The organism is Streptomyces sp. BR1 (assembly GCF_052373795.1).
Lineage (GTDB): Bacteria > Actinomycetota > Actinomycetes > Streptomycetales > Streptomycetaceae > Streptomyces.
Map to the genome: position 1 here is coordinate 5,881,723 of NZ_CM126252.1, position 25,335 is coordinate 5,907,057.

General features: G+C 69.2%; 25 protein-coding genes and 1 pseudogene. 22 read left to right on the top strand and 4 right to left on the bottom strand.

Annotated features, from left to right (window positions below):
• The first annotated feature begins 410 nt into the window (after positions 1-410).
• Positions 411-2,012 (top strand): ABC transporter substrate-binding protein, encoded by a 1,602-nt coding sequence (locus ACT1U9_RS25725; protein WP_444535019.1) that lies wholly within the window; start codon positions 411-413, stop codon positions 2,010-2,012.
• Positions 2,013-2,129: 117 nt separating this feature from the next.
• Positions 2,130-3,716, top strand: a complete 1,587-nt coding sequence (locus ACT1U9_RS25730) for an ABC transporter substrate-binding protein (protein WP_444535020.1) — start codon at positions 2,130-2,132, stop codon at positions 3,714-3,716.
• Between the two features lie 99 nt (positions 3,717-3,815).
• On the opposite strand, the gene ACT1U9_RS25735 is transcribed toward ACT1U9_RS25730, so the two are convergent.
• On the bottom strand, positions 3,816-4,487 hold the full coding sequence (locus tag ACT1U9_RS25735) for a response regulator (RefSeq protein ID WP_053723497.1): 672 nt from the start codon (positions 4,485-4,487) through the stop codon (positions 3,816-3,818).
• A gap of 12 nt (positions 4,488-4,499) precedes the next feature.
• Positions 4,500-5,390 carry a RecB family exonuclease gene (locus ACT1U9_RS25740; protein WP_444535021.1) on the bottom strand — a complete coding sequence of 297 codons (891 nt, stop codon included), beginning with the start codon at positions 5,388-5,390 and terminating at the stop codon, positions 4,500-4,502.
• A gap of 102 nt (positions 5,391-5,492) precedes the next feature.
• Here ACT1U9_RS25740 and ACT1U9_RS25745 point away from each other — a divergent pair, with 102 nt between their 5' ends.
• From ACT1U9_RS25745 to ACT1U9_RS25755, 3 genes are all read left to right on the top strand, one after another.
• On the top strand, positions 5,493-6,743 hold the full coding sequence (locus ACT1U9_RS25745; protein WP_444539245.1) for a site-2 protease family protein: 1,251 nt from the start codon (positions 5,493-5,495) through the stop codon (positions 6,741-6,743).
• A gap of 77 nt (positions 6,744-6,820) precedes the next feature.
• Positions 6,821-7,708: a tRNA (adenine-N1)-methyltransferase gene (locus ACT1U9_RS25750; protein ID WP_444535022.1), complete on the top strand. Its 888-nt coding sequence runs from the start codon at positions 6,821-6,823 to the stop codon at positions 7,706-7,708.
• A gap of 210 nt (positions 7,709-7,918) precedes the next feature.
• Positions 7,919-8,500 (top strand): hypothetical protein, encoded by a 582-nt coding sequence (locus ACT1U9_RS25755; protein ID WP_444535023.1) that lies wholly within the window; start codon positions 7,919-7,921, stop codon positions 8,498-8,500.
• A gap of 59 nt (positions 8,501-8,559) precedes the next feature.
• Here ACT1U9_RS25755 and ACT1U9_RS25760 read toward each other — a convergent pair whose 3' ends face one another.
• A complete protein-coding gene (locus tag ACT1U9_RS25760) occupies positions 8,560-8,838 on the bottom strand; it encodes a ferredoxin (protein WP_444535024.1) in 279 nt (92 codons plus the stop codon).
• 275 nt (positions 8,839-9,113) lie between these two features.
• Between ACT1U9_RS25760 and arc the strand changes: the two genes are divergently transcribed.
• The 6 genes and pseudogenes from arc to prcA all read left to right on the top strand — a co-directional run bounded on the left by arc (position 9,114) and on the right by prcA (position 14,884).
• Positions 9,114-10,880, top strand: a complete 1,767-nt coding sequence (gene arc / locus ACT1U9_RS25765; protein ID WP_188271649.1) for a proteasome ATPase — start codon at positions 9,114-9,116, stop codon at positions 10,878-10,880.
• A gap of 245 nt (positions 10,881-11,125) precedes the next feature.
• Positions 11,126-12,637, top strand: a complete 1,512-nt coding sequence (gene dop, locus ACT1U9_RS25770; RefSeq protein ID WP_444535025.1) for a depupylase/deamidase Dop — start codon at positions 11,126-11,128, stop codon at positions 12,635-12,637.
• A 131-nt stretch (positions 12,638-12,768) separates the two neighbouring features.
• Entirely contained in the window at positions 12,769-12,987 is a 219-nt protein-coding gene (locus tag ACT1U9_RS25775) for a ubiquitin-like protein Pup (protein ID WP_181794039.1), read from the top strand.
• Positions 12,988-13,070: 83 nt separating this feature from the next.
• A pseudogene (locus ACT1U9_RS25780) lies at positions 13,071-13,268 on the top strand (endonuclease domain-containing protein); the annotation flags it as partial.
• On the top strand, positions 13,220-14,065 hold the full coding sequence (gene prcB, locus ACT1U9_RS25785) for a proteasome subunit beta (protein ID WP_444535026.1): 846 nt from the start codon (positions 13,220-13,222) through the stop codon (positions 14,063-14,065). The pseudogene ACT1U9_RS25780 and the gene prcB, both read left to right, overlap by 49 nt.
• Positions 14,066-14,128: 63 nt before the next feature.
• Complete coding sequence (prcA, locus tag ACT1U9_RS25790; RefSeq protein ID WP_444535027.1) at positions 14,129-14,884, top strand: proteasome subunit alpha; 756 nt, start codon at positions 14,129-14,131, stop codon at positions 14,882-14,884.
• Positions 14,885-14,959: 75 nt separating this feature from the next.
• On the opposite strand, the gene ACT1U9_RS25795 is transcribed toward prcA, so the two are convergent.
• A complete protein-coding gene (locus tag ACT1U9_RS25795) occupies positions 14,960-15,964 on the bottom strand; it encodes a LacI family DNA-binding transcriptional regulator (RefSeq protein ID WP_444535028.1) in 1,005 nt (334 codons plus the stop codon).
• A gap of 146 nt (positions 15,965-16,110) precedes the next feature.
• Here ACT1U9_RS25795 and ACT1U9_RS25800 point away from each other — a divergent pair, with 146 nt between their 5' ends.
• The 11 genes from ACT1U9_RS25800 (at position 16,111) to ACT1U9_RS25850 (ending at position 25,335) form a co-directional block, all read left to right on the top strand.
• Positions 16,111-17,355 carry an MFS transporter gene (locus tag ACT1U9_RS25800; protein WP_444535029.1) on the top strand — a complete coding sequence of 415 codons (1,245 nt, stop codon included), beginning with the start codon at positions 16,111-16,113 and terminating at the stop codon, positions 17,353-17,355.
• Positions 17,356-17,379: 24 nt separating this feature from the next.
• On the top strand, positions 17,380-18,741 hold the full coding sequence (gene pafA, locus ACT1U9_RS25805; protein WP_053723508.1) for a Pup--protein ligase: 1,362 nt from the start codon (positions 17,380-17,382) through the stop codon (positions 18,739-18,741).
• Positions 18,742-18,854: 113 nt separating this feature from the next.
• A complete protein-coding gene (locus ACT1U9_RS25810; RefSeq protein WP_444535030.1) occupies positions 18,855-19,805 on the top strand; it encodes an FKBP-type peptidyl-prolyl cis-trans isomerase in 951 nt (316 codons plus the stop codon).
• An 80-nt stretch (positions 19,806-19,885) separates the two neighbouring features.
• A complete protein-coding gene (locus ACT1U9_RS25815; protein ID WP_444535031.1) occupies positions 19,886-20,260 on the top strand; it encodes an FKBP-type peptidyl-prolyl cis-trans isomerase in 375 nt (124 codons plus the stop codon).
• Between the two features lie 137 nt (positions 20,261-20,397).
• Positions 20,398-21,348 carry a helix-turn-helix transcriptional regulator gene (locus tag ACT1U9_RS25820; RefSeq protein WP_444535032.1) on the top strand — a complete coding sequence of 317 codons (951 nt, stop codon included), beginning with the start codon at positions 20,398-20,400 and terminating at the stop codon, positions 21,346-21,348.
• Between the two features lie 14 nt (positions 21,349-21,362).
• A complete protein-coding gene (locus ACT1U9_RS25825; protein WP_444535033.1) occupies positions 21,363-22,349 on the top strand; it encodes a helix-turn-helix transcriptional regulator in 987 nt (328 codons plus the stop codon).
• Positions 22,350-22,364: 15 nt separating this feature from the next.
• Positions 22,365-22,628 carry a hypothetical protein gene (locus ACT1U9_RS25830; RefSeq protein ID WP_444535034.1) on the top strand — a complete coding sequence of 88 codons (264 nt, stop codon included), beginning with the start codon at positions 22,365-22,367 and terminating at the stop codon, positions 22,626-22,628.
• Between the two features lie 11 nt (positions 22,629-22,639).
• Positions 22,640-22,837 (top strand): hypothetical protein, encoded by a 198-nt coding sequence (locus ACT1U9_RS25835; protein WP_188271639.1) that lies wholly within the window; start codon positions 22,640-22,642, stop codon positions 22,835-22,837.
• A gap of 210 nt (positions 22,838-23,047) precedes the next feature.
• The gene (gene tatA / locus ACT1U9_RS25840; protein WP_444535035.1) at positions 23,048-23,329 is read left to right on the top strand and encodes a Sec-independent protein translocase subunit TatA; all 282 of its coding nucleotides are present in this window, start codon (positions 23,048-23,050) and stop codon (positions 23,327-23,329) included.
• Between the two features lie 64 nt (positions 23,330-23,393).
• Positions 23,394-24,350, top strand: a complete 957-nt coding sequence (gene tatC, locus ACT1U9_RS25845; protein ID WP_444535036.1) for a twin-arginine translocase subunit TatC — start codon at positions 23,394-23,396, stop codon at positions 24,348-24,350.
• A gap of 61 nt (positions 24,351-24,411) precedes the next feature.
• Positions 24,412-25,335 (top strand): diacylglycerol kinase, encoded by a 924-nt coding sequence (locus ACT1U9_RS25850; protein WP_444535037.1) that lies wholly within the window; start codon positions 24,412-24,414, stop codon positions 25,333-25,335.

A 25,335-nucleotide genomic window follows, 5' to 3' on the forward strand; every position in this document is an offset into this window, starting at 1 on the left:
GAATTCACGACGGGTACGCGCCTGTCAACCAGGTGACGTTCATCACCTGATCCGTCGTCAGTGACCCCCCTCAAGGGCGTCTCCGGGCCCACCGGAGGCGCCCTTGTGTCCCATTTGGTGATCTCCTGTACGAAAGATTCCCCCGGCTTCGATATCAGCGGCCGCTTTTTCCGGCCACTGCGCGGGGAGTGAATGGAGCAGGCCCAGTACGGCATTTCCCGGCCCGCCCACTAATCTCGTCGCGAGAACTTCGCCGCACCCTCAACTGCCCCGGCACCCATCAGCCGCCGGGCGCGCAGGTCCGATCGTACGTACCGGCCCGATCGCCCCCGCCCCGACCGGGCGGCCGCGGCGGAGTCTTCCGTACACCGCTGTACCCCAGTGCCGGACACATAGGGAGAACGTCCAGGATGAACCGCAAGACTTTGGTGCTGCCGGCCGTAGTGGGCCTGCTCGCCCCCGTACTCGCCGCTTGTGGCGGGGCAGGTAGTGGGGGTGACGGCGGCAAGGCCATCGTCGTGGGCACCACGGACCAGTTCGTGACCACCAAGGACGCGCCCGCTCCCTTCGACCCCGCCTACGCGTACGACACCGGCGCCTGGAACGTGCTGCGCCAGACCGTGCAGATGCTGGTCCACGTGCCGCGCGGCGGCGGCGAGCCGGTCCCGGACGCCGCCCAGAGCTGCGCGTTCACCGACAAGGAGAACGAGAGCTACCGCTGCAAGCTGCGCAGCGGCCTCCAGTTCGCCGACGGCTCCAAGGTGACCGCCGCCGACGTCCACTACTCGATCCAGCGCGTCCTGAACATCAAGGACGGCAACGGCCCCGTCGCGCTCCTCGAAAACATCGACACGATGGAGACCAAGGGCGACGACGAGATCGTCTTCCATCTGAAGACGCCGGACGCCACCTTCCCGTACAAGCTCGCGACGCCCGCCGCCGCGATCGTCCAGAAGGACAAGTACCCGGCGAAGAAGCTCCGCCCCGGCTTCGAGGTGGACGGCTCCGGCCCGTACACCCTCAAGGCCGAGTACAAGGGCGACCAGGTCGTCAAGGCCGTCTTCAGCAAGAACCCCAACTACAAGGGGGACTTGAAGGTCGACAACAGCAAGGTCGAGCTGCGCTCGTTCCCAGACGCCGACTCGATGGGCGCCGAGCTCGAAGCCGGCAAGATCGACATGATGACCCGCTCCATGTCGCCGGAGCAGATCCAGAAGTACTCGGTCACCCCGCCCAAGAACGTCAACCTGGTCGAGATGCCGGGCCTGGAGATCCGCTACCTGGGCTTCAACACCAACGACCCGTCGGTGAAGAACAAGGCCGTCCGCCAGGCGATGGCCGCCGTCGTCGACCGCGGCGCGCTGGCCTCCAAGGTGTACGGGGCGACCGCCGAGCCGCTGTACTCGCTGATCCCGACCTCGATCGCCGGGCACACCAACTCGTTCTTCAACAAGTACGGCGAGCCCAGCAAGCAGAAGGCCGCGTCCATCCTGAGGGCCGCCGGCGTCTCCACCCCGGTCAAGCTGACGCTCAACTACACGGGTGACCACTACGGCCCGGGTACCGCCAAGGAGTTCACGATCCTGCGGGACCAGCTGAACGCCACCGGCCTGTTCGCCACCACCCTCAAGGCGACCGACTGGCCCAAGTACCGCCCGGCCCAGAAGGCCGGCGACTACGCCGTCTACGGTCTCGGCTGGTTCCCCGACTTCCCGGACCCGGACAACTACGTCGCGCCCTTCCTCGGCCGCGACAACTTCCTCAACTCGCCGTACGCCAACGTCGAGGTCCGCAACACCCTGATCCCCGAGTCCCGCGTCGCGGCCGACCGCAACCAGGCCGCCAAGCCGTTCGAGAAGATCCAGGACATCGTCGCCAACGACGTCCCGGTGCTGCCGCTGTGGCAGGGCAAGCAGTACGTCGCCGCCCGCAGTGACATCACCGGCACCGAGTGGGCCGTCAACTCCTCGTCCGACCTCCAGCTCTGGGAGCTCGGCCGCGGCGTGAAGTAACCGCAGGACCCGGCCGCGACATTCACGTGCCGGCAAGCGATATCAGTGAGGCCGCACAGGCCCGGGGGACCACACCCCCCGGGCCCCGGCCGGACCATGACTGTGAGGCACTTGCACGTGAAGATACGGAACCGATGGCTGACGGCACCCCTGGCGGCGGGGCTGGCGGCCGGTCTCCTCAGCGGCTGCGGCTCCGAGGACGGGTCCTCGTCCGGGAACGGCCAGTCGGTGGTCATGGGAATGTCGGACGACATCCTGGCCACCGACCCGGCCTCCGGCTACGACCCGGGCTCCTGGCTGCTGTTCAACAACGTCTTCCAGTCGCTGCTCAGCTTCCCGAAGGGCAGCGCCACCCCGCAGCCCGAGGCCGCCGACCGCTGCTCCTTCGACAAGGGCGGCTCCCAGGTCTTCCGCTGCACCCTGCGCGACGGCCTGAAGTTCACCAACGGCCACGCGCTGACCTCCGAGGACGTCAAGTTCTCGTTCGAGCGGGTGCTGCGCATCAACGACGCCAACGGTCCGGCGCCGCTGCTCTCCACCCTCGGGAAGATCGACACCCCGGACCCGCAGACCGTGGTCTTCCACCTCAAGGTCCCGGACGCCAACTTCCCCAGCAAGATCGCCTCCGGCGCCGGTTCGATCGTCGACCACGCCGTGTACCCGACGGACAAGCTGCGCACCGACGGCAAGGCGATCGGCTCGGGCGTCTACAAGCTCGACGCCTTCGGTGACAACCAGGCCTCGTTCTCGGTCAACTCCGGCTACAAGGGCACCGCCAAGGTCAAGAACTCCGGCATGACGCTGAAGCTCTACCACGGCAAGCAGAAGGAGCTGGCGGCCGCCCTGAAGAAGGGCGACATCGACCTCGCCTACCGCGGTCTCACCGCGAAGGACATCGCCGACCTCCAGGCGTCCAGCGTGTCCGACAAGAAGGGCATCAAGGTCGTCGAGGGCACCAGCGCCGAGGTCCAGCACCTGGTCTTCAACATGAACGACCCGGTCGCCTCGAAGCCCGCGGTGCGCAAGGCGATGGCCTACCTCGTCGACCGCGAGGCCCTGGTGCGGGACATCTACAAGGAGACGGCGACGCCGCTCTACTCGATCATCCCGTCGGGCATCACCGCCCACAGCACGTCCCTGTTCGACATGTACGGCGGCAGCCCCCAGCCCGCCAAGGCCAAGCAGGTCCTGCACAAGGCGGGCATCACCTCCAAGGTGAAGCTCACCCTGTGGTCCACGCCGATCCGCTACGGCCCGGGCACCGACGACGAGATGAAGGCCATCGCCAAGCAGCTCAACGACAGCGGGCTGTTCGAGGCCGATGTGAAGTCCGTCGAGTTCAAGCAGTACGAGAAGGACGTCGAGGCGGGCAAGTACGGCGTGTACGTGAAGGGCTGGATCCCCGACTACCCGGATCCGGACAACTTCACCTCGCCGTTCTTCGGCAAGGACAACGTCCTGTCGAACCACTACACGAACAAGACGATCACCGAAGAGATCATCCCGTCGACGGCCGCCACGACGGACCGCTCGGCCACCGAGGCCGACTTCAACCGCCTCCAGGACATGGTCGCCAACGACCTGCCGATCCTGCCGCTGTGGCAGGGCAAGCAGTACGCGGTCGCCCACGAGGGCGTGGTGGGCCTGGAGTGGACGCTCGACCCGTCGACCGTCTTCCGGTTCTGGGAGATCAGCAAGGCGTAGGGAAAAGGGGCGCCGGACGGGAGGAAATCCAGCCCGTCCGGCGCCTCCGGACCGGGCTCCGGGGCGGAGCCCCGAGGGGGTGCGGGGGCGGAGCCCCCGTTACTGCGCTCCCGGTCGCACAAGCCCGCTCTCGTACGCGTACACCGCCGCCTGCACCCGGTCGCGCAGGCCCAGCTTCGTCAGTACGTGCCCGACGTGCGTCTTCACCGTCGTCTCGCTCACGAACAGGTCCGCGGCGATCTCCGCGTTGGAGAGCCCGCGCGCGACCAGCTTGAGGACTTCCACCTCGCGGTCGGTCAGCGTGTGCAGCGTGTCCGGGACCGGCTCCTCGCCGGACGGAAGGTGGTCCGCGTACTTGTCGAGCAGACGGCGCGTGATCGACGGGGCCAGCATCGCCTCGCCCGCCGCGACCACCCGGATCGCCTGCACCAGCTCGTTGGCCGGCGCGTCCTTCAGCAGGAAGCCGCTGGCGCCCGCCTTCAGCGCCTCCACCACGTACTCGTCGAGGTCGAACGTGGTCAGGACCAGCACCTTCGCCGGGCCGTCCTTGCCCGGGCCGCTGATCTGCCGGGTCGCCTCGACCCCGTCCATCCGGGGCATCCGGATGTCCATGAGCACCACATCGGGCTGCAGCGCCCGCACCTGGTCGAGGGCCTGCAGACCGTCACCGGCCTCGCCCACCACCGCGATGTCCTGCTCGGCCTCCAGGATCATCCGGAAGCCGGTGCGCAGCAGCGGCTGGTCGTCGACCAGTAGGACGCGGATCGCCACGGGTACTCCTCATCAGGATTGCTGGACCGGGTCCATTCTGCCCTGCTCATCCTGCGCCACCCCTGCTGGGAGCACCGGGAGCGGATAGACCGGGGGAGTCCCCCCGAATTCCGGACAGACCGCCTGATGGTCGCACCAGCCGCAGAGCTTCGTGGGACGCGGCCGCCAGTCGCCCGTCTCGGTCGCGAGCCGGATGGCCTCCCACAGCGCGTGCAGCTTGCGCTCCACCTGGTGCAGATCCGCCTCGACCGGGTCGTACGTGACCACGTCACCGCTGCCGAGATAGACCAGCTGAAGGCGGCGCGGCAGCACGTTTTTCAGCCGCCACACCACCAGCGCGTAGAACTTCATCTGGAACAGCGCGCCCTCCGCGTACTCCGGACGCGGGGCCTTGCCCGTCTTGTAGTCGACGATCCGGACCTCGCCGGTCGGCGCCACGTCTACCCGGTCGATCACCCCGCGCAGCCGCAGCCCGGACTCCAGCTCCGTCTCGACGAAGAACTCCCGCTCCACCGGTTCGAGCCGGGTCGGATCCTCCAGCGAGAACCAGCGCTCCACCAGGCGCTCGGCCTCCGCCAGCCACTTCGTGAGCCGCTCGCCGTCCGCGTCCTCGGCGAAGAGCTCGGTCAGCTCCGGCTTGGACTCCAGGAGCCGGTCCCACTGGCCGGGAATCATCGCCTTCGCGCGCGGAGCCGTCCGCTCCGCCGCAGGATCGTCGAACAGGCGCTCAAGCACCGCGTGCACCAGCGTGCCGCGCGTCGCCGCCTCGCTGGGCTTCTCCGGGAGTTTGTCGATCACCCGGAACCGGTACAGCAAGGGGCACTGCATGAAGTCGTTCGCCCGCGACGGCGACAACGACACGGGCCGGCGGTCCGCCGCGGCCCCCTCGGTGCTCGTAGTCATGACACAGACCCTACGACCCGCCACTGACAGCGAGCGGAATACCATCGACGACGGACCCCCTCACACTGCATGATCGTGACAGAGCACCTACGAAGGGACACCGTGGACGAGAGCGGCGAGCGCAAGAGGCCGCAGTCCGGCGCGGAGGACGGCAGTCCCGGCGCCGCGCCCGACGGCGGCAAGTCGCCCCGTGGCCGCGAACCGGGCGGCGGGATCCTCATGGGGCGCCCCTTCGGCGTGCCGGTCTACGTCGCACCCAGCTGGTTCCTGGTCGCCGCCCTCATCACCTGGGTCTTCGGCGGCCAGCTCGACCGCGTCCTGCCCGAACTCGGCGCCGCCCGCTACCTGGTGTCGCTCTTCTTCGCGGTCGCCTTCTACGCCTCCGTACTCGTCCACGAGCTCGCGCACACGGTCGCCGCGCTGCGCTTCAAACTGCCGGTGCGCCGCATCCAGCTCCAGTTCTTCGGCGGTGTCTCCGAGATCGAGAAGGAGACCGAGACCCCGGGCCGCGAGTTCGTGCTCGCCTTCGTCGGCCCGCTGCTCTCGCTGGTGCTGGCCGGGCTGTTCTACCTGGGGATGCTCGCCGTCGAGCCCGGCACCGTCCCCGGTGTGCTGCTCGCCGGGCTGATGATCTCCAACCTGATCGTCGCGGGCTTCAACCTGCTGCCCGGGCTGCCGCTGGACGGCGGCCGGATGCTCCGCGCCGTCGTGTGGAAGATCACGGGCAAGCCGATGAGCGGCACCGTCGCCGCCGCCTGGGTCGGCCGCGCGCTCGCCGTCACCGTCCTCATCGGCCTCCCGCTGCTCACCCAGACCGGCGTCCTCGGCAACGCGCCCGAAGAGGTCGACGGCATGGACACCGTCACCGACGCGCTGCTCGCCGCCATCCTCGCCGCGATCATCTGGACCGGCGCGGGCAACAGCCTGCGCATGGCCCGGCTGCGCGAACACCTGCCGGAGCTGCGGGCCCGCAACCTCACCCGCCGCGCCGTCCCCGTCGAGTCCAGCACCCCGCTCTCCGAGGCGCTGCGCCGCGCCAACGAGGCGGGTGCGCGCGCCCTGGTCGTCGTCGACGGCCACGGCGACCCCACCGGCCTGGTGCGCGAGGCCGCCATCGTCGGCGTGCCCGAGCACCGCCGCCCCTGGGTCGCGGTCAGCGGCCTCGCCCAGGACCTCACGGACGGGATGCGGGTGCCCGCCGAGCTCGCCGGTGAGCCGCTGCTCGACAAGCTCCGCGCCACCCCGGCCACCGAGTACCTGGTGGTCGAGGAGACCGGCGAGATCTACGGCGTACTGTCGGCCGCCGACGTCGAGAAGGCGTTCGTCGCGGCCATGGCACGGCCCACCGCGTAGGACCCGCTCCACCGCCGCCGTACCGAACGGGTACGGCCGTGGCGCACCCCGCTCAACAGGGCCGGTACTCTGGTCGTATGTCCGAACCGACCGGTGCCGCCCGCCGTCGCGGGCCCTTCAAGGTCGGGGACCAGGTCCAGCTCACCGACCCCAAGGGACGCCACTACACGTTCACGCTCGAAGCCGGGAAGAACTTCCACACCCACAAGGGTTCCTTCCCGCACGACGAGCTGATCGGCGCTCCCGAGGGCAGTGTTGTCCGTACCACCGGGAACGTCGCGTACCTCGCGCTGCGCCCGCTGCTCCCCGACTACGTCCTGTCCATGCCCCGCGGCGCCGCCGTGGTCTACCCCAAGGACGCGGGGCAGATCCTGGCCTTCGCCGACATCTTCGCCGGCGCGCGCGTCGTCGAGGCGGGCGTGGGCTCCGGCTCGCTCAGCGCCTTCCTGCTGCGCGCCATCGGCGACCACGGCATGCTCCACTCCTACGAGCGCCGCGCGGACTTCGCCGAGATCGCCCAGCAGAACGTGGAGCGCTACTTCGGCGAGCCGCACCCCGCCTGGCAGCTCACCGTCGGCGACCTCCAGGACAACCTGTCGGACACCGATGTCGACCGCGTCGTCCTGGACATGCTCGCCCCCTGGGAGTGCCTGGACGCCGTCTCCAAGGCGCTGGTGCCCGGCGGCATCCTCTGCTGCTACGTGGCCACCACCACCCAGCTCTCGCGCACCGTCGAGGCGATCCGCGAGATCGGCTGCTTCGCCGAGCCGCAGCCGTGGGAGTCGATGATCCGCAACTGGCACGTCGAGGGCCTGGCCGTGCGCCCCGACCACCGGATGATCGGCCACACCGGCTTCCTCGTCACCGCCCGCCGCCTGGCGGACGGCGTCGAGCCCCCGCTGCGCCGCCGCCGCCCCGCCAAGGGCGCCTACGGCGACGACTACGAGGGCCCCAACAAGGACTGACGAGCCCGTCAGCTCAACGCATCGGCGCCGCCGCCGAGTTCCCGTACGAAACCGGGAACTCGGCGGCGGCGCTTTTCCGTTGGATGTGTGGGTACGGCTGCGCCGAAGCGGCACACAACCTCCGGACCCCGCTGTTCCGCCTTGCTGTGACGTGTGGCACGATGCTGGCCACCCCCACACCCGCGCCGCCCTTCACAGGAGACCTCCCGCGTGCAGACTGCCGCCGTCCCCGAGCTCGCGCACACCCACGCCCGCCCGGTGCACTGGCTGGCCACGGCCGCCGCGATGGCCGGGGTCGTGGCCCTGGCCGGCTGGCTGCAACCGGACGCCGCCAAGGCGTCCCAGACACCGGCACCGGCCGCCGGAGCGGTCGTGCAGTCCGCGCCCGCCCCGGACGCCTCGGCGGTCGTCTTCCCGCTCCAGTGCGGGCCGGTGGGAATCAAGATCGCCGCGCAGGCCTCCGGCGACCTCGACGGCGACGGCATCCCGGAGACCGTGGCGGTCGTCCACTGCGACGCGGGCTCGGGCACCCCGCCCAGCGGCGTCTACGTACTGACGCGGCCCGCCGTCAAAGGCGCCCCGCCGCGCCTGGTGGCCACCCTGACCGACCCCCGCGAGAAGCTCACCGTCTCGGCGCTGGCCATCCGCGAGGGAGCCGTCACGGCCACCCTGTACGGCTACTCGTCACCGAGCGTGCCGCGCTGCTGCCCCGACCAGGAGCAGCAGGCCAAGTGGCGCTGGCAGGGCGGGAAGTTCGTCCGCAGCATCCAGTCCCAGGCGCTGGGTGCCTGATCCGTCACGTACTGTCCCGGATTAGTCGCATACGGTCCCGGCGCGCGTAGGCAGCCGTCTCAGTCGGCGTCGGGTCCGTACACCTCGACCCTGTCCGAAACCCGTCGTACGTGAATGCAGTCGCCCGGACACTCCTTCGCGGAGTCCACGACGTCCTGGAACAGCGGCAGCGGCACCGGGGTCACCGCCCCCGGTTCCTGCAACAGCTCGTCGTCGGCGCTCTTCACATAGGCCAGCCCGTCGATGTCCAGCTCGAAGACCTCGGGCGCGTACTGGACACAGATCCCGTCGCCGGTGCAGAGCTCCTGGTCGATCCAGACCTCAAGAGCGTCGTTCATGTCGCCTGCCGTTCCTGCGCGGTGCTGTGTTCTTTCAGGTGTCCCACCCGGGGGACCGCCGAGCAATCGGCACCAGTCCTGACGGGTGTTGACCGACTCGACGATACAACCGCCCGCTTTCCGATGTTGATGGGTGGGTATTCCCCTGGCGTGAGGGAGAGCGCAAGGGTGAAGATCGGACACACCCCGCAGTCTTTGTGATCTAGGGGTTTCAATCACCACCCGCCCAGGTAGGGTCAGGAAGCGTCCAGCTCCCCTTGGAGGAGGTGAGGACCGTGGCAGCCCACGACGACGACATCAACCGCGGCATCCGGCCGGGGCGGGGGTCTGAGGACCCAGCCGGCCAGGTTGCCTATCTAGAGCAGGAAATCGCCGTCCTGCGACGCAAGCTCGCCGACTCTCCGCGTCATACGAGGATTCTCGAAGAGCGGATCGTCGAGCTGCAGACCAACCTGGCGGGCGTGTCCGCGCAGAACGAGCGGCTCGCCAACACCCTCCGCGAGGCCCGGGACCAGATCGTGGCCCTCAAGGAGGAGGTCGACCGGCTCGCGCAGCCGCCGGCCGGCTTCGGTGTCTTCCTGCAGTCCAACGAGGACGGCACCGCCGACATCTTCACCGGGGGCCGCAAGCTCCGGGTGAACGTCAGCCCCAGCGTCGAGCTCGACGAGCTCAGGCGCGGCCAGGAAGTCATGCTCAACGAAGCGCTCAACGTGGTCGAGGCCATGGAGTTCGAGCGCGCCGGGGACATCGTCACCCTCAAGGAGATCCTTGAGGACGGCGAGCGCGCCCTGGTGGTCGGGCACACCGACGAGGAACGGGTGGTGAGGCTCGCCGAGCCGCTCCTGGACATCACCATCCGCCCCGGCGACGCCCTCCTGCTCGAACCGCGCTCCGGCTACGTCTACGAAGTGGTCCCCAAGAGCGAGGTCGAGGAACTGGTCCTCGAAGAGGTCCCGGACGTCGACTACGACAAGATCGGCGGCCTCGGCGGCCAGATCGAGATGATCCGCGACGCGGTCGAGCTCCCGTACCTCTATCCCGACCTCTTCAAGGAACACGAACTGCGGCCGCCCAAGGGCATCCTGCTCTACGGCCCGCCCGGCTGCGGCAAGACGCTGATCGCGAAGGCCGTCGCCAACTCGCTGGCCAAGAAGGTCGCCGAGGTGACCGGCCAGCCCGCGGGGAAGAGCTACTTCCTCAACATCAAGGGCCCCGAGCTCCTCAACAAGTACGTCGGCGAGACCGAGCGGCACATCCGCCTCGTCTTCCAGCGTGCCCGGGAGAAGGCGAGCGAGGGCACCCCCGTCATCGTCTTCTTCGACGAGATGGAATCGCTCTTCCGCACCCGCGGATCCGGCGTCAGCTCGGACGTGGAGAACACCATCGTCCCCCAGCTGCTCGCCGAGATCGACGGTGTGGAGGGCCTGGAGAACGTCATCGTCATCGGCGCCTCCAACCGCGAGGACATGATCGACCCGGCCATCCTGCGCCCCGGCCGGCTCGATGTGAAGATCAAGATCGAGCGCCCGGACGCGGAGGCGGCGAGGGACATCTTCGCCAAGTACCTCACCGCCTCGCTGCCGCTGCACGCGGACGACCTGTCCGAGCACAGCGGCTCCAAGGACGCCGCGGCACACGCGATGATCCAGTCCGTCGTCGAGCAGATGTACGCGGAAACGGAAGAAAACCGCTTCCTCGAAGTCACCTACGCCAACGGCGACAAGGAAGTCCTGTACTTCAAGGACTTCAACTCCGGCGCCATGATCCAGAACATCGTGGACCGGGCCAAGAAGATGGCCATCAAGGCCTTCCTCGACCAGAACCAGAAGGGCATCCGCGTCTCCCACCTCCTCCAGGCCTGCGTGGACGAGTTCAAGGAGAACGAGGACCTGCCCAACACCACCAACCCCGACGACTGGGCCCGTATCTCCGGAAAGAAGGGCGAACGGATCGTGTTCATCCGCACCCTTGTCACCGGAAAGCAGGGCGCGGACACCGGACGCTCCATCGACACGGTGGCCAACACCGGTCAGTACCTGTAGAACACAGGGCGGCTGCGGGTGCCCGACCGGGCATCCGCAGCCGACTGCTTTTCCGGCCAAAAACAGGCCACAGACAGACCAAGAGCAATGACGGAATTGATCTCCCCACCAGCGCAAAGGCGTTCTAGGCTCTTCCGTACCGCCGAGTCGCGCAGTGCGGGGACGGGCACCGCACACGCACCGGAGAAACAGCGGTACTTGAGCGCCGCTCCCGGAGGGGAGCGCCGCCGGGCAAGGAGGGCCGCATGACCGTACGGCGAGTAATGGGCATCGAGACGGAGTACGGCATCTCCGTCCCCGGCCACCCCAATGCCAATGCCATGCTCACCTCGTCCCAGATCGTCAACGCCTACGCGGCGGCGATGCACCGGGCGCGCCGCGCCCGCTGGGACTTCGAGGAGGAGAACCCGCTGCGGGACGCCCGCGGCTTCGACCTCGCCCGCGAGGCCGCCGACTCCAGCCAGCTCACCGACGAGGACATCGGCCTCGCCAACGTCATCCTCACCAACGGGGCACGGCTCTACGTCGACCACGCCCACCCCGAGTACAGCTCACCGGAAGTCACCAACCCGCGCGACGCGGTGCTCTGGGACAAAGCGGGCGAGCGCATCATGGCCGAGGCGGCCGAACGCGCCGCCCAACTGCCCGGCGCCCAGCCGATCCACCTCTACAAGAACAACACCGACAACAAGGGCGCCTCTTACGGGACGCACGAGAACTACCTGATGAAGCGGGAGACCCCGTTCTCGGACATCGTGCGCCACCTCACCCCGTTCTTCGTCTCGCGCCAGGTCATCACCGGCGCCGGACGCGTCGGCATCGGCCAGGACGGCCATGAGCACGGCTTCCAGATCAGCCAGCGCGCCGACTACTTCGAGGTCGAGGTGGGCCTGGAGACCACCCTGAAGCGGCCCATCATCAACACCCGGGACGAGCCGCACGCCGACGCCGAGAAGTACCGCCGCCTGCACGTGATCATCGGCGACGCGAACCTCTCGGAGATCTCCACGTACCTGAAACTGGGCACGACGGCGCTCGTCCTGTCCATGATCGAGGACGGCTTCATCAACGTCGACCTCGCCGTCGACCAGCCCGTACGCACCCTCCACCAGGTCTCCCACGACCCCGACCTGCGCCACCTCGTCACGCTGCGCAGCGGCCGCACGCTGACCGCCGTACAACTCCAGATGGAGTACTTCGAGCTCGCGCGCAAATACGTGGAGGAGCGGTTCGGGGCCGACGCCGACGACCAGACCAAGGACGTCCTGGTCCGCTGGGAGGACGTCCTGGGCCGTCTGGAGACCGACCCGATGAGCCTGGCCGGGGAGCTCGACTGGATCGCCAAGCGGGAGCTGATGGAGGGCTACCGCCGCCGCGACGGCCTCGACTGGGACGCGGCGCGCCTGCACCTCGTCGACCTCCAGTACGCCGACGTACGGGCCGAGAAGGGCCTCTACAACCGCCTGGCGGCCCGCGGCAAGATGAAGCGCCTGCTCGACGAGCCGGCGGTCCTGGAGGCCGGTACGAAGCCTCCGGAGGACACCAGGGCGTACTTCCGCGGCCGCTGCCTCGAGCAGTACGCGGACGACGTGGCCGCGGCCTCCTGGGACTCGGTGATCTTCGACCTGCCCGGCCGCGACTCGCTCCAGCGCGTCCCAACCCTGGAACCGCTTCGCGGAACGCGTAATCACGTCAAGGAGCTCCTTGACCGGTGCCGGACGGCCGAGGATCTGGTCCGGGTGCTGTCGGGCGGCTGAGCGGCGGCTGAAAACTCGGCGGCGTGGGAAACACAGAGGTAGGCCCCGCACGTTCCACCAAGTGCGGGGCCGATGTCAGACCCTGCTTGTAGGGTCTGATCAAGGACATCGAACCGAGCGGGGTGAGGTAGATGGCGACCAAGGACACCGGCGGCGGACAGCAGAAGGCCACGCGCTCGACCGAGGAGGTCGAGGAGCAGGCCCAGGACGCGCAGGCTTCGGACGATCTGAAGGAACGGCACGAGAAGCTGTCCGACGATGTCGACTCGGTGCTGGACGAGATCGACGACGTCCTGGAGGAGAACGCGGAGGACTTCGTGCGCTCCTTCGTTCAGAAGGGTGGACAGTAGTCCACGCATGTGAACGGCGGGGGGTGTGTGTGAGGGAACGACGGTTCCCTTCCGAAGGGCGGCACCCGGCGTGCCCAACCCGCCTTTCTGCCCTCGCCGTTCATGTGGATCACCGCCACGGGACGGGTAAGGTCCCTGGCGTACGGTGCTTCAACTGCAATTCGGCCATCGGCAAGTTGGGAGACGATCCCGACACAGTTCGTCGGGCTGCCGCCTACCTGGAGGGAAACTCGTGGAAGCCAACACTCGTGGCACAGGGCGTCTACCAGCTGCCTTCCTGACGCCGGGCTCGTCCTCGTTCATGGACTTCCTGTCCGAGCACTCGCCGGAGATGCTGCCCGGCAAGCGGAGCCTGCCGCCGGTGCAGGGGCATGTGGAGGCCCCGCACGGCACCACCATCGTCGCCGCCACGTTCCCCGGCGGCGTCGTGCTCGCCGGTGACCGCCGGGCGACGATGGGCAACATGATCGCCCAGCGCGACATCGAGAAGGTCTTCCCGGCCGACGAGTACTCGGCGGTCGGCATCGCCGGCACCGCCGGTCTCGCCGTGGAGATGGTCAAGCTCTTCCAACTGGAGCTGGAGCACTTCGAGAAGGTCGAGGGCGCCACCCTCTCGCTGGAGGGCAAGGCCAACCGGCTCTCCACCATGATTCGCAGCAACCTCGGCATGGCCATGCAGGGCCTGGCCGTGGTCCCGCTCTTCGCGGGGTACGACGTGGACCGCGAGAAGGGCCGGATCTTCTCGTACGACGTCACCGGCGGCCGTTCCGAGGAGCACGGCTTCGCCGCCACCGGCTCCGGGTCGATCTTCGCCCGGGGCTCCATGAAGAAGCTCTACCGCGACGATCTGACCGAGCAGCAGACCACCACCCTGGTGGTCCAGGCGCTCTATGACGCGGCGGACGACGACTCGGCGACCGGTGGTCCCGATGTGGCCCGCCGGATCTATCCGATCGTCACCGTCATCAGCGACGAGGGCTTCCGGCGGCTGACCGATGCGGAGTCCTCCGAGATCGCCCGCTCGATCCTGGAGCGTCGTCTGGAGCAGCCCGACGGCCCGCGTGCCGCGCTGCTCTGAGGCCCCGGAGACCGAGGCCCCCTGATGACGACCCCGCCACTGACAGAAAGGTACGGATAGCCGGTGTCGACGCCGTTCTATGTCTCACCCCAGCAGGCCATGGCCGACCGTGCCGAGTACGCCCGCAAGGGCATCGCGCGCGGCCGCAGCCTGGTCGTGCTGCAGTACGCCGACGGCATTGTCTTCGTCGGTGAGAACCCGTCCCGCGCGCTGCACAAGTTCAGCGAGATCTACGACCGGATCGGCTTCGCGGCCGCCGGCAAGTACAACGAGTACGAGAACCTGCGGATCGGCGGTGTGCGCTACGCGGACCTGCGTGGATACACCTACGACCGTGACGATGTGACGGCCCGCGGTCTGGCCAACGTCTACGCCCAGACGCTGGGCACCATCTTCTCCAGCGTCGGCGAGAAGCCGTACGAGGTGGAGCTGGTCGTCGCCGAGGTCGGGGGTACGCCGGAGGAGGACCAGATCTACCGGCTGCCGCACGACGGCTCGATCGTGGACGAGCACGGCTCGGTCGCGGTCGGCGGCAACGCGGAGCAGATCGGCACGTTCCTGGACCAGCGCCACCGCGACGGCATGTCGTTGGCGGAGGCGTTGAAGCTGGCCGTGCAGGCGCTGTCGAACCAGACCAACGGGGCCGAGCGGGAGATCCCCGCGGAGCGCCTTGAGGTCGCGGTCCTCGACCGTACGCGGCCGCAGCAGCGGAAGTTCAAGCGCATCGTGGGCCGCCAGCTGTCCCGGCTGCTGCAGACCGAGGAGGCGAGCGCCGAGCCGACCGAGGTGCCGTCGGACAACGAGGAGAACGACGAATAGGCCTTCTCCGGCTCGCTGTTGACGTAGGGGCCCGCGCCCTGCCGTTTCGTACGGCGGGGCGCGGGCCTTTTGCGCTCAGGGCGCGGGCGGGGCCGTGGAGCCGCGTACGACGAGGCTGACCGGCAGGTCGCCCGTCTCCGGCTCGCGGCCTTCGAGCACGGCGAGCAGTGCGGCCATGCCCCGCTCCCCGACCTGTTCGGCGGGGAGTTGGACGGTGGTGAGTTCGGGTTCGAGCGCGGTGGCGAGGGCGAGGTCGTCGAATCCGGCCACCGAGATGTCGTCGGGGATGCGCAGTCCGAGCCGGCGGGCGGCCTTGCAGGCGCCGGCGGCGAGGATGTCGTCGTCGCAGATGAGCGCGGTGGGCCGGGGGCCGGGTGCGGTGAGGGCCTGTTCGGCGGCTTGGCGGGCGGCGTCGACGGCGAGTGCGGAGGGGACGGTGCGGACCTCGGCGTCGGGGGAGTGGCGCAGGGCCTCGCTGAGGGCCCGGGCGCGTACGGCGAAGGTCCAGGAGTCGACCGCCGAGGCGAGATGGACGAAGCGGCGGTGGCCGAGGCCCAGCAGATGGCCCGTCACCTGCCGTATGCCGTCGGCGATGTCGAGGTTGACGCGGGCGGCGGGGCCGGGTTCGGCGGGGTCGCTGTCCAGCATGACCAGGGGCAGGCCGGTGCCCTGGAGGGCGGCGAGCGCGTCGGCGGCCATGGAGGAGGCGATGACGCCGTCGAGGGCGGCCCGGGCGGAGTCGAAGGGGTCGCGGGCGCGGCCGATGCCGTCGGGGGAGGGGTAGAGCACGACGCCGAAGTCGTGTTCGGCGGCGACGCGGGCGGCGCCGGAGTACACGCGGGCGAAGAACTCGTTGGTGAGCGCGGGGACCACCAGGAGCGCCGTCCTGGTGCGGCCCAGGCGCAGGCTGCGGGCGGCGAGGTTGGGCCGGTAGCCGAGTTCGCGGGCGGCCTCGCGGACCAGCCCCGCGGTGCGTTCGGAGACGCGGCCGCGCCATTTGTCGCCGAGGACGAGGGAGACGGTGGCCTGCGAGACCCCTGCCGCGCGGGCGACGTCCCGGCTGGTCGGCTGGGTACTCACGGATGCCTCCGGGGGCTGTCGTACGTTGCTGACCGGTCCGGGCCGGACCCGATCCCCCAGTGTTCCGGGGTGGACCCCGGGGATGTGGCCATGGTACGTATGACCCCGAACGTTATACGTACAACTAATCCAACCGAAGGGCGATCATGGCGGCGGGATATCTGGAGATCCTCCGGACGCGGCACGCCGCCCGGCTGCTCGTCGGGACACTGACGGGGCGGCTGCCCAACGCCACCGCCGCCATCGCGGTGGTCCTGTTCGTGCGCGCCGAGGGCGGCAGCTACTCGCTCGCGGGCGCGCTGACGGCGGTGTACGGGCTCGCGACGGCGGCCGGGCAGCCGCTGCTCGGGCGGGCCGTCGACCTGTACGGGCAGCCCAGGGTGATGCTTCCGGCGTCGCTGGCCAGCGCGCTCGGCATGGCCGGGCTCGCGTTCGTCGGCATCGAGCCGGTCGCGGTGGCGTATGCCGCGATGCTGGTCGCGGGGTTCTGCACCCCGCCCCTGGAGGGCGGTCTGCGGGCGCTGTGGCCCAGCGTCCTGACCCGTGAGGAGCAGGTCCACACCGCGTACGCGATGGACGCGATAGCCCAGGAGGTGATGTTCACGGTCGGCCCGCTGCTGGTCACCCTCGGCATCGCCCTCTGGTCGCCCGCGACCGCCCTGCTGGCGATCAACGCGCTGGGCGTGCTCGGCGCGCTCTCGGTGGTCCTGTCGGAGCCGTCCCGCGCCTGGCGCTCGGCCCCGCGCGAGGCGCACTGGCTGGGCGCACTGCGCTCCAAGGGGCTGCTCGCGCTCCTCGGGTCGTTCTTCTTCGTCGGGCTCGCGCTCGGCGCGATCATCGTGGCCTCGTCCGCCTACGCCGACGACCACGGCCGGGACGCGATCTACGGCTGGCTGATGGCGGCCAACGGTCTGGGCGCGCTGCTCGGCGGTCTCGTGTACGGGGCACGTCAGTGGTCGGGAACTCCCGAGAAACGGCTGAAATCGCTCGTCGCGCTGCTCGCTGTGGGGTATCTGCCGCTGATGCTGGTGCCGGGCGTTGTGGCGATGGCGGCGCTCGCGATGCTCTCCGGCGTCTTCCTCGCACCGTGCATCGCCTGCGCGTTCATCGTGGTGGACCGGCACGCCCCGCGCGGCACCGTGACCGAGGCGTTCTCCTGGCTGGTGACGGCGTTCGGCGTCGGCACCGCGCTCGGTACGGCGGTGGCCGGGCCCGCCGTCGAACTCGGCGGCACCGCCGCGAGCTTCGCCGTCGCGGGCGCGGGCGGGGCGGCCGCCCTGCTCGTACTGCTCGCGACCCAGCGGGTCCTCGCAGCTGACGGGCGTACACAAAGCGTCGTGGGCGTTGCCGAAAATGATCCAACCCGTGCTGTCGAACCCGGTTTCAGCTGAGGGCATCGGGCGTAATGTTCAGTCATGGACCGCCGCATTTTCGGGCTGGAGAACGAGTACGGCGTCACGTGCACGTTCAGGGGACAGCGCCGACTGTCTCCTGACGAAGTGGCGCGCTACCTCTTCCGCCGTGTTGTGTCATGGGGCCGCAGCAGCAACGTCTTCCTGCGGAACGGCGCCCGCCTCTACCTCGACGTGGGTTCGCATCCGGAATACGCAACACCCGAGTGCGACAACGTGACCGAGCTGGTCACCCACGACAAGGCGGGCGAGCGCATTCTCGAAGGCCTGCTCGTCGACGCCGAGCGCCGCCTGCACGAGGAGGGAATCGCGGGCGACGTCTATCTCTTCAAGAACAACACCGATTCGGCGGGAAACTCCTACGGTTGCCATGAGAACTATCTCGTGGCACGTCATGGTGAGTTCTCCCGGCTCGCGGACATTCTCATCCCGTTCCTGGTCACCCGTCAGCTGATCTGCGGCGCGGGCAAAGTCCTGCAGACCCCGCGTGGCGCGGTCTACTGCGTCAGCCAGCGCGCGGAGCACATCTGGGAGGGCGTCAGCTCCGCGACGACCCGCTCCCGTCCGATCATCAACACCCGGGACGAGCCGCACGCGGACGCCGAGCGCTACCGGCGCCTGCATGTGATCGTCGGCGACTCCAACATGTCCGAGACGACCATGCTGCTCAAGGTCGGCGCCACCGACCTGGTGCTGCGCATGATCGAGGCGGGCACGGTGATGCGCGACCTCACCCTGGAGAACCCGATCCGGGCCATCCGCGAGGTCTCGCACGACATCACCGGCCAGCGCAAGGTGCGCCTGGCCAGCGGCCGCGAGGCCTCCGCCCTTGAGGTGCAGCGCGAGTACTACGAGAAGGCCGTGGACTTCGTGGAGCGCCGCGGCATCCGCACCGGCACCGTCGACCAGGTCCTGGAGCTGTGGGGCCGCACCCTCGACGCGATCGAGGCCGAGGACCTCGACCGGATCGGCACCGAGATCGACTGGGTGATGAAGTACAAGCTCATCGAGCGGTACCGGGCGAAGAACAACATGACCATGTCGCATCCGCGGGTCGCCCAGATAGACCTCGCGTACCACGACATCCACCGCCGGCGCGGGCTGTACTACCTCCTGGAGAGGAAGGGGCAGGCGGCCCGGATCTGCAACGACCTGAAGATCTTCGAGGGCAAGTCCGTGCCCCCGCAGACCACTCGGGCCCGGCTGCGCGGCGACTTCATCCGCCGGGCGCAGGAGCAGCGCCGGGACTTCACGGTCGACTGGGTGCATCTGAAGCTCAACGACCAGGCGCAGCGCACTGTTCTGTGCAAGGACCCCTTCCGTTCCGTCGACGACCGGGTGGAGAAGCTCATCGCCGGTATGTGACCGAATGCGACCGAGCAACGCGAACACGGGCCCCGTACGTTCCTCGTACGGGGCCCGTCGCACGCTTTAGAGTGGCGGGCAAACTACTGTGCCGTCTGAGATCTGAGGAACACGTGCGCCGACTTGCCGGCCTGCTCGCCGTCCCCCTGCTGTTGCTTGCGACAGCCGCGTGTGGAAGCGACAACAAGGGCTCCGACTCCACCTCCGACTCCGCTTCGATGAAGAACGGGTTGCCCGCCATCACCGCGGGCGCCAAGTTCGGGGAGAAGCCGACGCTCTCCAAGGGCGACGGCACCCCGACCAAGTCCCTCAAGGTGAATGTCATCAGCGAGGGCAAGGGCGCGCCGCTCAAGAAGAACGACGCCGTCTCCGTGAATTACCTGGGCCAGGCCTGGGATTCGGACAAGCCGTTCGACAACAGCTTCGACCGGAAGGAGCCGTTCACGCTCACGCTCGGCGCCGGCCAGGTCATCAAGGGCTGGGACCAGGGCCTGGAGGGCCAGAAGGTCGGCAGCCGTGTGGAGATCGGCATTCCGCCGGAGCTCGGTTATGGCGCCCAGGGCCAGGGCGACATCAAGCCCAACGCGACGCTGGTCTTCGTCGTCGACATCGTGAAGTCGACCACGATCCCGACCGCCGCCAAGGGCAAGGAGGTCGCGCAGGACGACACCAGCCTGCCGAAGGTGGGCACCAACACCGACGGCAAGGCGCCCTCGCTGACCATCCCCAAGGGCGACGCGCCCAAGAAGCTCGTCTCCAACTACGTCCTGGAGGGCGACGGGGACGTGGTGAAGGACACGGACAGCCTGGTGCTCGCGTACGAGGGCTTCCTGTGGAAGGACAGCAAGAAGTTCGACAGCACCTACGACCAGGGCAAGACCCAGACGTTCGCGCTGCCGAACCTCACCCTCAAGGGCCTCAAGGCCGGTCTGATCGGCAAGAAGGTCGGCAGCCGGATCATGCTGGTGATCCCGCCGGACCAGGGTCTGGGCGACAAGGAGCAGTCGGGCATCCCGGCCAACTCGACCATGGTCTTCTCGATCGACATCCTCGCCAAGACCTGATCGAGGCGTTGGCCAAGACCTGACGGTGAAGATGTAAGACTGTCCGGGTTGCCCTGTACGTAGTCAAGAGGAGCAGTTCAGTGAGCATCGACAAGCCCGAGATCGACTTCCCTGAGGGCGAGCCGCCGGCGGACCTTGAGATCAAGGAGATCTGGGAGGGTGACGGCGCCGAGGCCAAGGCCGGCGACTATGTGAAGGTCCACTACGTCGGTGTGGCCTTCTCCACCGGCGAGGAGTTCGACGCCTCCTGGAACCGCGGCAACCCGCTGCAGTTCCAGCTCGGTGCCGGCCAGGTCATCCAGGGCTGGGACAAGGGCATCCAGGGCATGAAGGTCGGCGGTCGCCGCCGCCTCACGATTCCCGCGCACCTGGCCTACGGGGAGCGCGGCGCCGGCGGTGGCCTGATCGCGCCGGGCGAGACGCTTATCTTCGTCTGCGACCTGATCGCTGTCTGATCACACCCGATCACACCGAGGGCCCATGCCGTCTGGCATGGGCCCTCGGCTTTTGCCACGACACCCCGGGACGGTACGGTCAACGGTCGGGAGCAGCGGTGCCGCTCCGCGGATACGAGAAGAGGCGAAGGGCGTCGATGGCGATTGCCAAGGCCGAGCGGCTGATGAACCTGGCGCTGTGTCTGCTGGGGACGCGCCGTCCGCTCAGCAAGCGCGAGCTGCGCGGTTCCATTGAGGCCTATCTGGAAGCCGGGAACGACGACTCCTTCAACCGGATGTTCGAGCGCGACAAGGACGATCTGCGCGAACTCGGCCTGGTCATCGAGACGGTGGAGAACCTGGACGGCGAGACCGGCTATCTGGCCCGCCGCGACTCCAACCGGCTGCCGCCCGTACAGCTCGACGCGGAGGAGGCCGCCGCCCTGGGGCTGGCCGCCCGGGTCTGGCAGCAGGCCCGGCTCGCGGGCGCGGCCAGCGGCGCACTGCAGAAGCTGCGCGCCGCCGGAATGCCGGAAGCCGACAATCCGTATGAGCACAGCGCGATCGAGCCACGCATCCCGGTCCACGAGGCCGCTTTCGAGCCATTGATGCTGGCCTGCCGCGACCGCCGCCCGGTCGTCTTCGAGTACCGCAAGGCCACCGCCGTACGCCCCGAGGCGCGCCATGTCGAGCCGTGGACGCTTGAGTGCTGGCGGGGCCATTGGTATCTGGCGGGCTGGGACCGCGACCGGGGCGCCGAGCGGGTCTTCCGGCTCTCCCGGATCACCGGAAAGGTGCGTTCGCGGGCCGCGGCCTTCACCGCGCCGGTGCCGGACGTGGTGACCGTGCGCGAGACCGTGGAGAGCTGGGCGGGCGAGACCGCCACCCGCTCCGCGCGGATCAGGCTGCGCGCCGGGGCCGGCTACCCGCTGCGCTCGCGGGCCACCTCGACGCGCGAACTCGGCGACGGGTGGGACGAGTTGGAGATTCCGTACGGGCACGGGCTGGACGCCTGGCTCGTGGAGTTCGGCCCCGATGTGGTCGTGCTGGAGCCCGCGGATCTGCGGGCCGACGTGGTGGAGCGGCTGCGCGCCGTGGCCAAGGGCTGAGGGGGACCTACGACATGGCTGCCAACGCCATCGACCAGACGCGCCGCATGCTGTCGCTCGTCACATATCTGCGCGAGCGGCCCGGGGCGCACGTCGCCGATGTCGCCCGCGCCTTCGGGATCACCGAGGACGAGCTGATCTCGGACCTCGACGTGCTGCCCATGTGCGGCACCAGCTTCCGCGGCGGCGACCTGCTCGACATCGACACCGACGGCGACCGCATCTGGTGGCGCAATCCCGGCGCTCTGGGCGCCGAGGCGGCCGAGCCGCTGCGGATCGCCGCCGACGAGGCGACCGCGCTCCTGGTCGCCGCCCGCGCGGTCGCGACGCTGCCGGGGCTGCGCGAGGGCGACCGGCAGGCCCTGCTGCGCGCCACCGCCAAGCTGGAGGCGGCGGCCGGGGAGGCGGCGGGCGCCAGCTCCCGGCTCTCGGTGACCTTCGAGTCGGAGGGCGGGGTCTTCGCGGACGTCGACCGGGCGATCTCGGAGCGGCGCAGGCTGTGGCTGCGCTACTACTCGCCCGCGCGCGACGAGCTCACCGAGCGCGAGGTCGACCCGATCCGGCTCTTCGCCGTCGGCCACACCTATATGGAGGCGTGGTGCCGGACCTCGGAGGCCCGGCGCACCTTCCGTCTGGACCGGGTGGCCGAAATCCGACTGCTCGACGAACCGGCCGCGCCGCCCGAGCTGGAGCTGCGCGATCTGTCGGAGGGCCTTGTGCAGCCGTCCGCCGAGGACCCCGAGGTGATCGTCGAGGTCGGGCCCGGCGGGCGCTGGGTCGCCGAGTACTACCCGCACGACAGTGCCGAGGAGCTGGGGGACGGGGGCCTGCGGATCACGCTGCGCACGCCGGACCCGGCGTCGCTGCGCCGACTCGCGCTGCGGCTCGGCCCGGACGGCCGGATCGTGGCGCCGGACGAGCTGGCGCACAGTGCGCGCAGCGCGGCCCGGGCGGCGCTCGCGGCGTACGAGGGACCGAGCGCGTACGACGGACAGAGCTGAGGAGAGGAGCGGACCATGTCGGTAATGCCCGGTATTTCGCGTCAGGTGTCGGCGGTCCAGTCGGTCCTCTTCAAGGCCGCCTGCCCCGACTGCCGCGCCCGCTTCGAGCTGGCCGCGGGCGCCCTGCGCCTCGCGATCGGCGCCAGCCGCCGCACCACCTTCTACTCCTTCACCTGCCCCGAGTGCGGCTCGGCCGTGCGTAAACCGGCCGGTGAGCGCATCGTCGAACTGCTCACCGGCGGCGGCGTGCGCACCCTCCGCCTCCACTCCACCGTCTAGGGTCTGTGTTCATGTTCTGGCCGATGACCGCCATCGCCCTCGGGTTCCTCACCATCGCCGTCCTCGGCGTCCTCGCGATCAAGGTCTTCGTCGAGGCGCAGCGGCTCGGCCGTCAAGTGGCCGACACCACACGGAAGATCAACAGCGCCGCCGAGGACCTGGAGCGCGCCGCAGTTGAACTCTCGGCCACCTCGGAGACCTTGCGCTGACGGTGCGTACTCCTGTCCGTCCGTGCGGTTGGGTACGCTTCAATGCGCGGGCCACGGAGCGAGGCAGTGGGCCGTGTACGGGAGTACGCACGGGGATTGCCCAGCGTTAACCCCTGCGCGTTACGATCGCTGTACGCAACCGGTCGGACATCAGTCCGGCCGTCATACGCAGCCCCACCCCATGTCGCCTCGGTGAGAAGGTAAAAGGTTATGTTCGGAAGGCTCGGAGCCCCCGAGATCATTCTCATCCTCGTGGTCGTCGTCCTGCTGTTCGGCGCGAAGAAGCTTCCGGACATGGCTCGGTCGCTCGGCAAGTCCGCCCGCATCCTCAAGAGCGAGGCCAAGGCGATGAAGTCGGACGGCCAGCAGACCGCCCCCGCCGACCCGCCGCACCCGGGCGAGCAGCCGCCGGTCCAGCGCACCATCCAGTCGGCCCCCGGCGACGTCAGCAGCTCGCGTCCCGTCACCGAGCCGACCGACTCCACCCGCTGACACCTGGGCCCCAGCAGGCGCTCCTCACCAAGGGGTGGCCTGCCGCACGAGATGAGGACGTGGGTTGCTGAAGTCTGCCCGCAAACAGCAGAGGGACCCGGAGGGGCGGATGCCTCTCTCGGACCACCTCCGTGAGCTGCGCAACCGGCTCGCGAAGGCGGTTCTCGCGATCCTTGTCTGCGCCGTGGTGGCGGCGTTCTACTACAAGGACATCGTCGACCTGATCATCAAGCCGGTCAGGGAGTCCGTCGGCTGCAAGGAAGCCTTCGACGCGCTCGCGAAGAAGGACAGCAAGGACCACTGCGGCAACGTCACGATGTCCGGCCTGATGTCGCCGTTCACGTTGATGATCAAGACGTCGCTGGTGGCGGGCGTGGTCGCGGCCAGCCCGATCTGGCTCTACCAGCTCTGGGCGTTCGTCGCCCCGGGCCTGCACAAGAACGAGAAGAAGTACTCGCTCGGCTTCGTCGCGGCGGGCTTCCCGCTCTTCGTCGCCGGTGGCTGGTTCTCCTACCACGTACTGCCCGCCGCGGCGAAGGTGCTCCTGGAGTTCACCCCCGACGGCGCGCTGAACCTGCTCCCGCTGAACGAGCTCATCGACCTCGTGCTGCGGATGATCGTCGTCTTCGGCCTCTCCTTCGAGCTGCCGCTCTTCCTGATCATGCTCAACTTCGGCGGAGTGCTCACCGGCCGCCGGATGCTGGGCTGGTGGCGCGGCATGATCATGGGCGTCACGATCTTCGCGGCGTTCGCGACCCCGACCGTCGACCCGGTGTCGATGCTGTCGCTCGCGGCCCCGATCGTGCTGCTCTACTTCGTGGCCGTCGGCATCGCGATCCTCAACGACAAGCGACGCCAGGAGCGCCGGGACTCCGGGCCCGCCGACGACGAGGCCTCCGAGCTCGACCTCACGCCCGAGGACGTCGGCGAGATCGAGCCGGTGACCACACCGGCGCTGCCCGAGCAGGCCGACGGCGGCCGCTCCAACAACAGGGTCAACGGGTACGACGACATCACCTGATCTTGCGCAGGACGGCGTCTTGTAGGGTCCTTCCGTCCGACTCTGTCCGGGGGGACCCTCAGTGACCAGCGAGATCACTCTGTTCGTCAATCCCACCGCGGGACGCGGCCGGGGCGCGCACGCCGCGCAGCCGGCCGCTTCCGCGTTGCGGGCCGCGGGATTCTCCGTGCGCACGGTGCTCGGCGAGGACGCGCACGACGCGCTGCGCCGCGCCCGCGAGGCCGTCGCGGGCGGCACCGGAGCCCTCATAGCCGTCGGCGGCGACGGCATGGTCAACCTGGCCCTGCAAGCCGTCGCGGGCACCCGCACCCCGCTCGGCGTGGTCGCGGTGGGCACCGGCAACGACTTCGCCCGCGCGCTCGGGCTGCCGATCCGCGAACCGGCGGCGGCCGGCCGGCTCGCCGCCGACGCCCTCAAGGGCGCCGAGATCCGCGACATCGACCTCGGTCGGGCCGGGAACTCCTGGTTCGGGACCGTCCTCGCCTCCGGCTTCGACTCCCGGGTCAACGACCGGGGCAACCGGATGCGCTGGCCCACCGGCCGCTTCAAGTACGACCTGGCGATGGTCGCCGAACTCGCGGCCTTCAAGCCCATCCCGTACCGCGTCACGCTCGACGGCGGCGAGGTCCGCGAGATCGAGGCGACGCTCGTCGCGGTCGGCAACGGGTCGTCGTACGGCGGCGGTATGCGCATCTGCGCGGACGCGGTCATGGACGACGGGCTCTTCGACATCACCGTCGTCGGCGACTGCTCGCGCGCCACCCTGGTCAAGGTCTTCCCGAAGGTCTACAAGGGCACGCACCTGAGCCACCCGAAGGTCACCACCTACCGGGCGGCCTCGATCACGCTCGACGCCCCGCAGGTCACCGGATACGCGGACGGGGAGCCGCTCGGAGGCCTGCCGCTGACCGCCGAGTGTGTGCGCGGTGCGGTGCGGGTACTGGCCCCCGTACAGGAACCGCAGGCCGGGACCGCTCCCGGATAA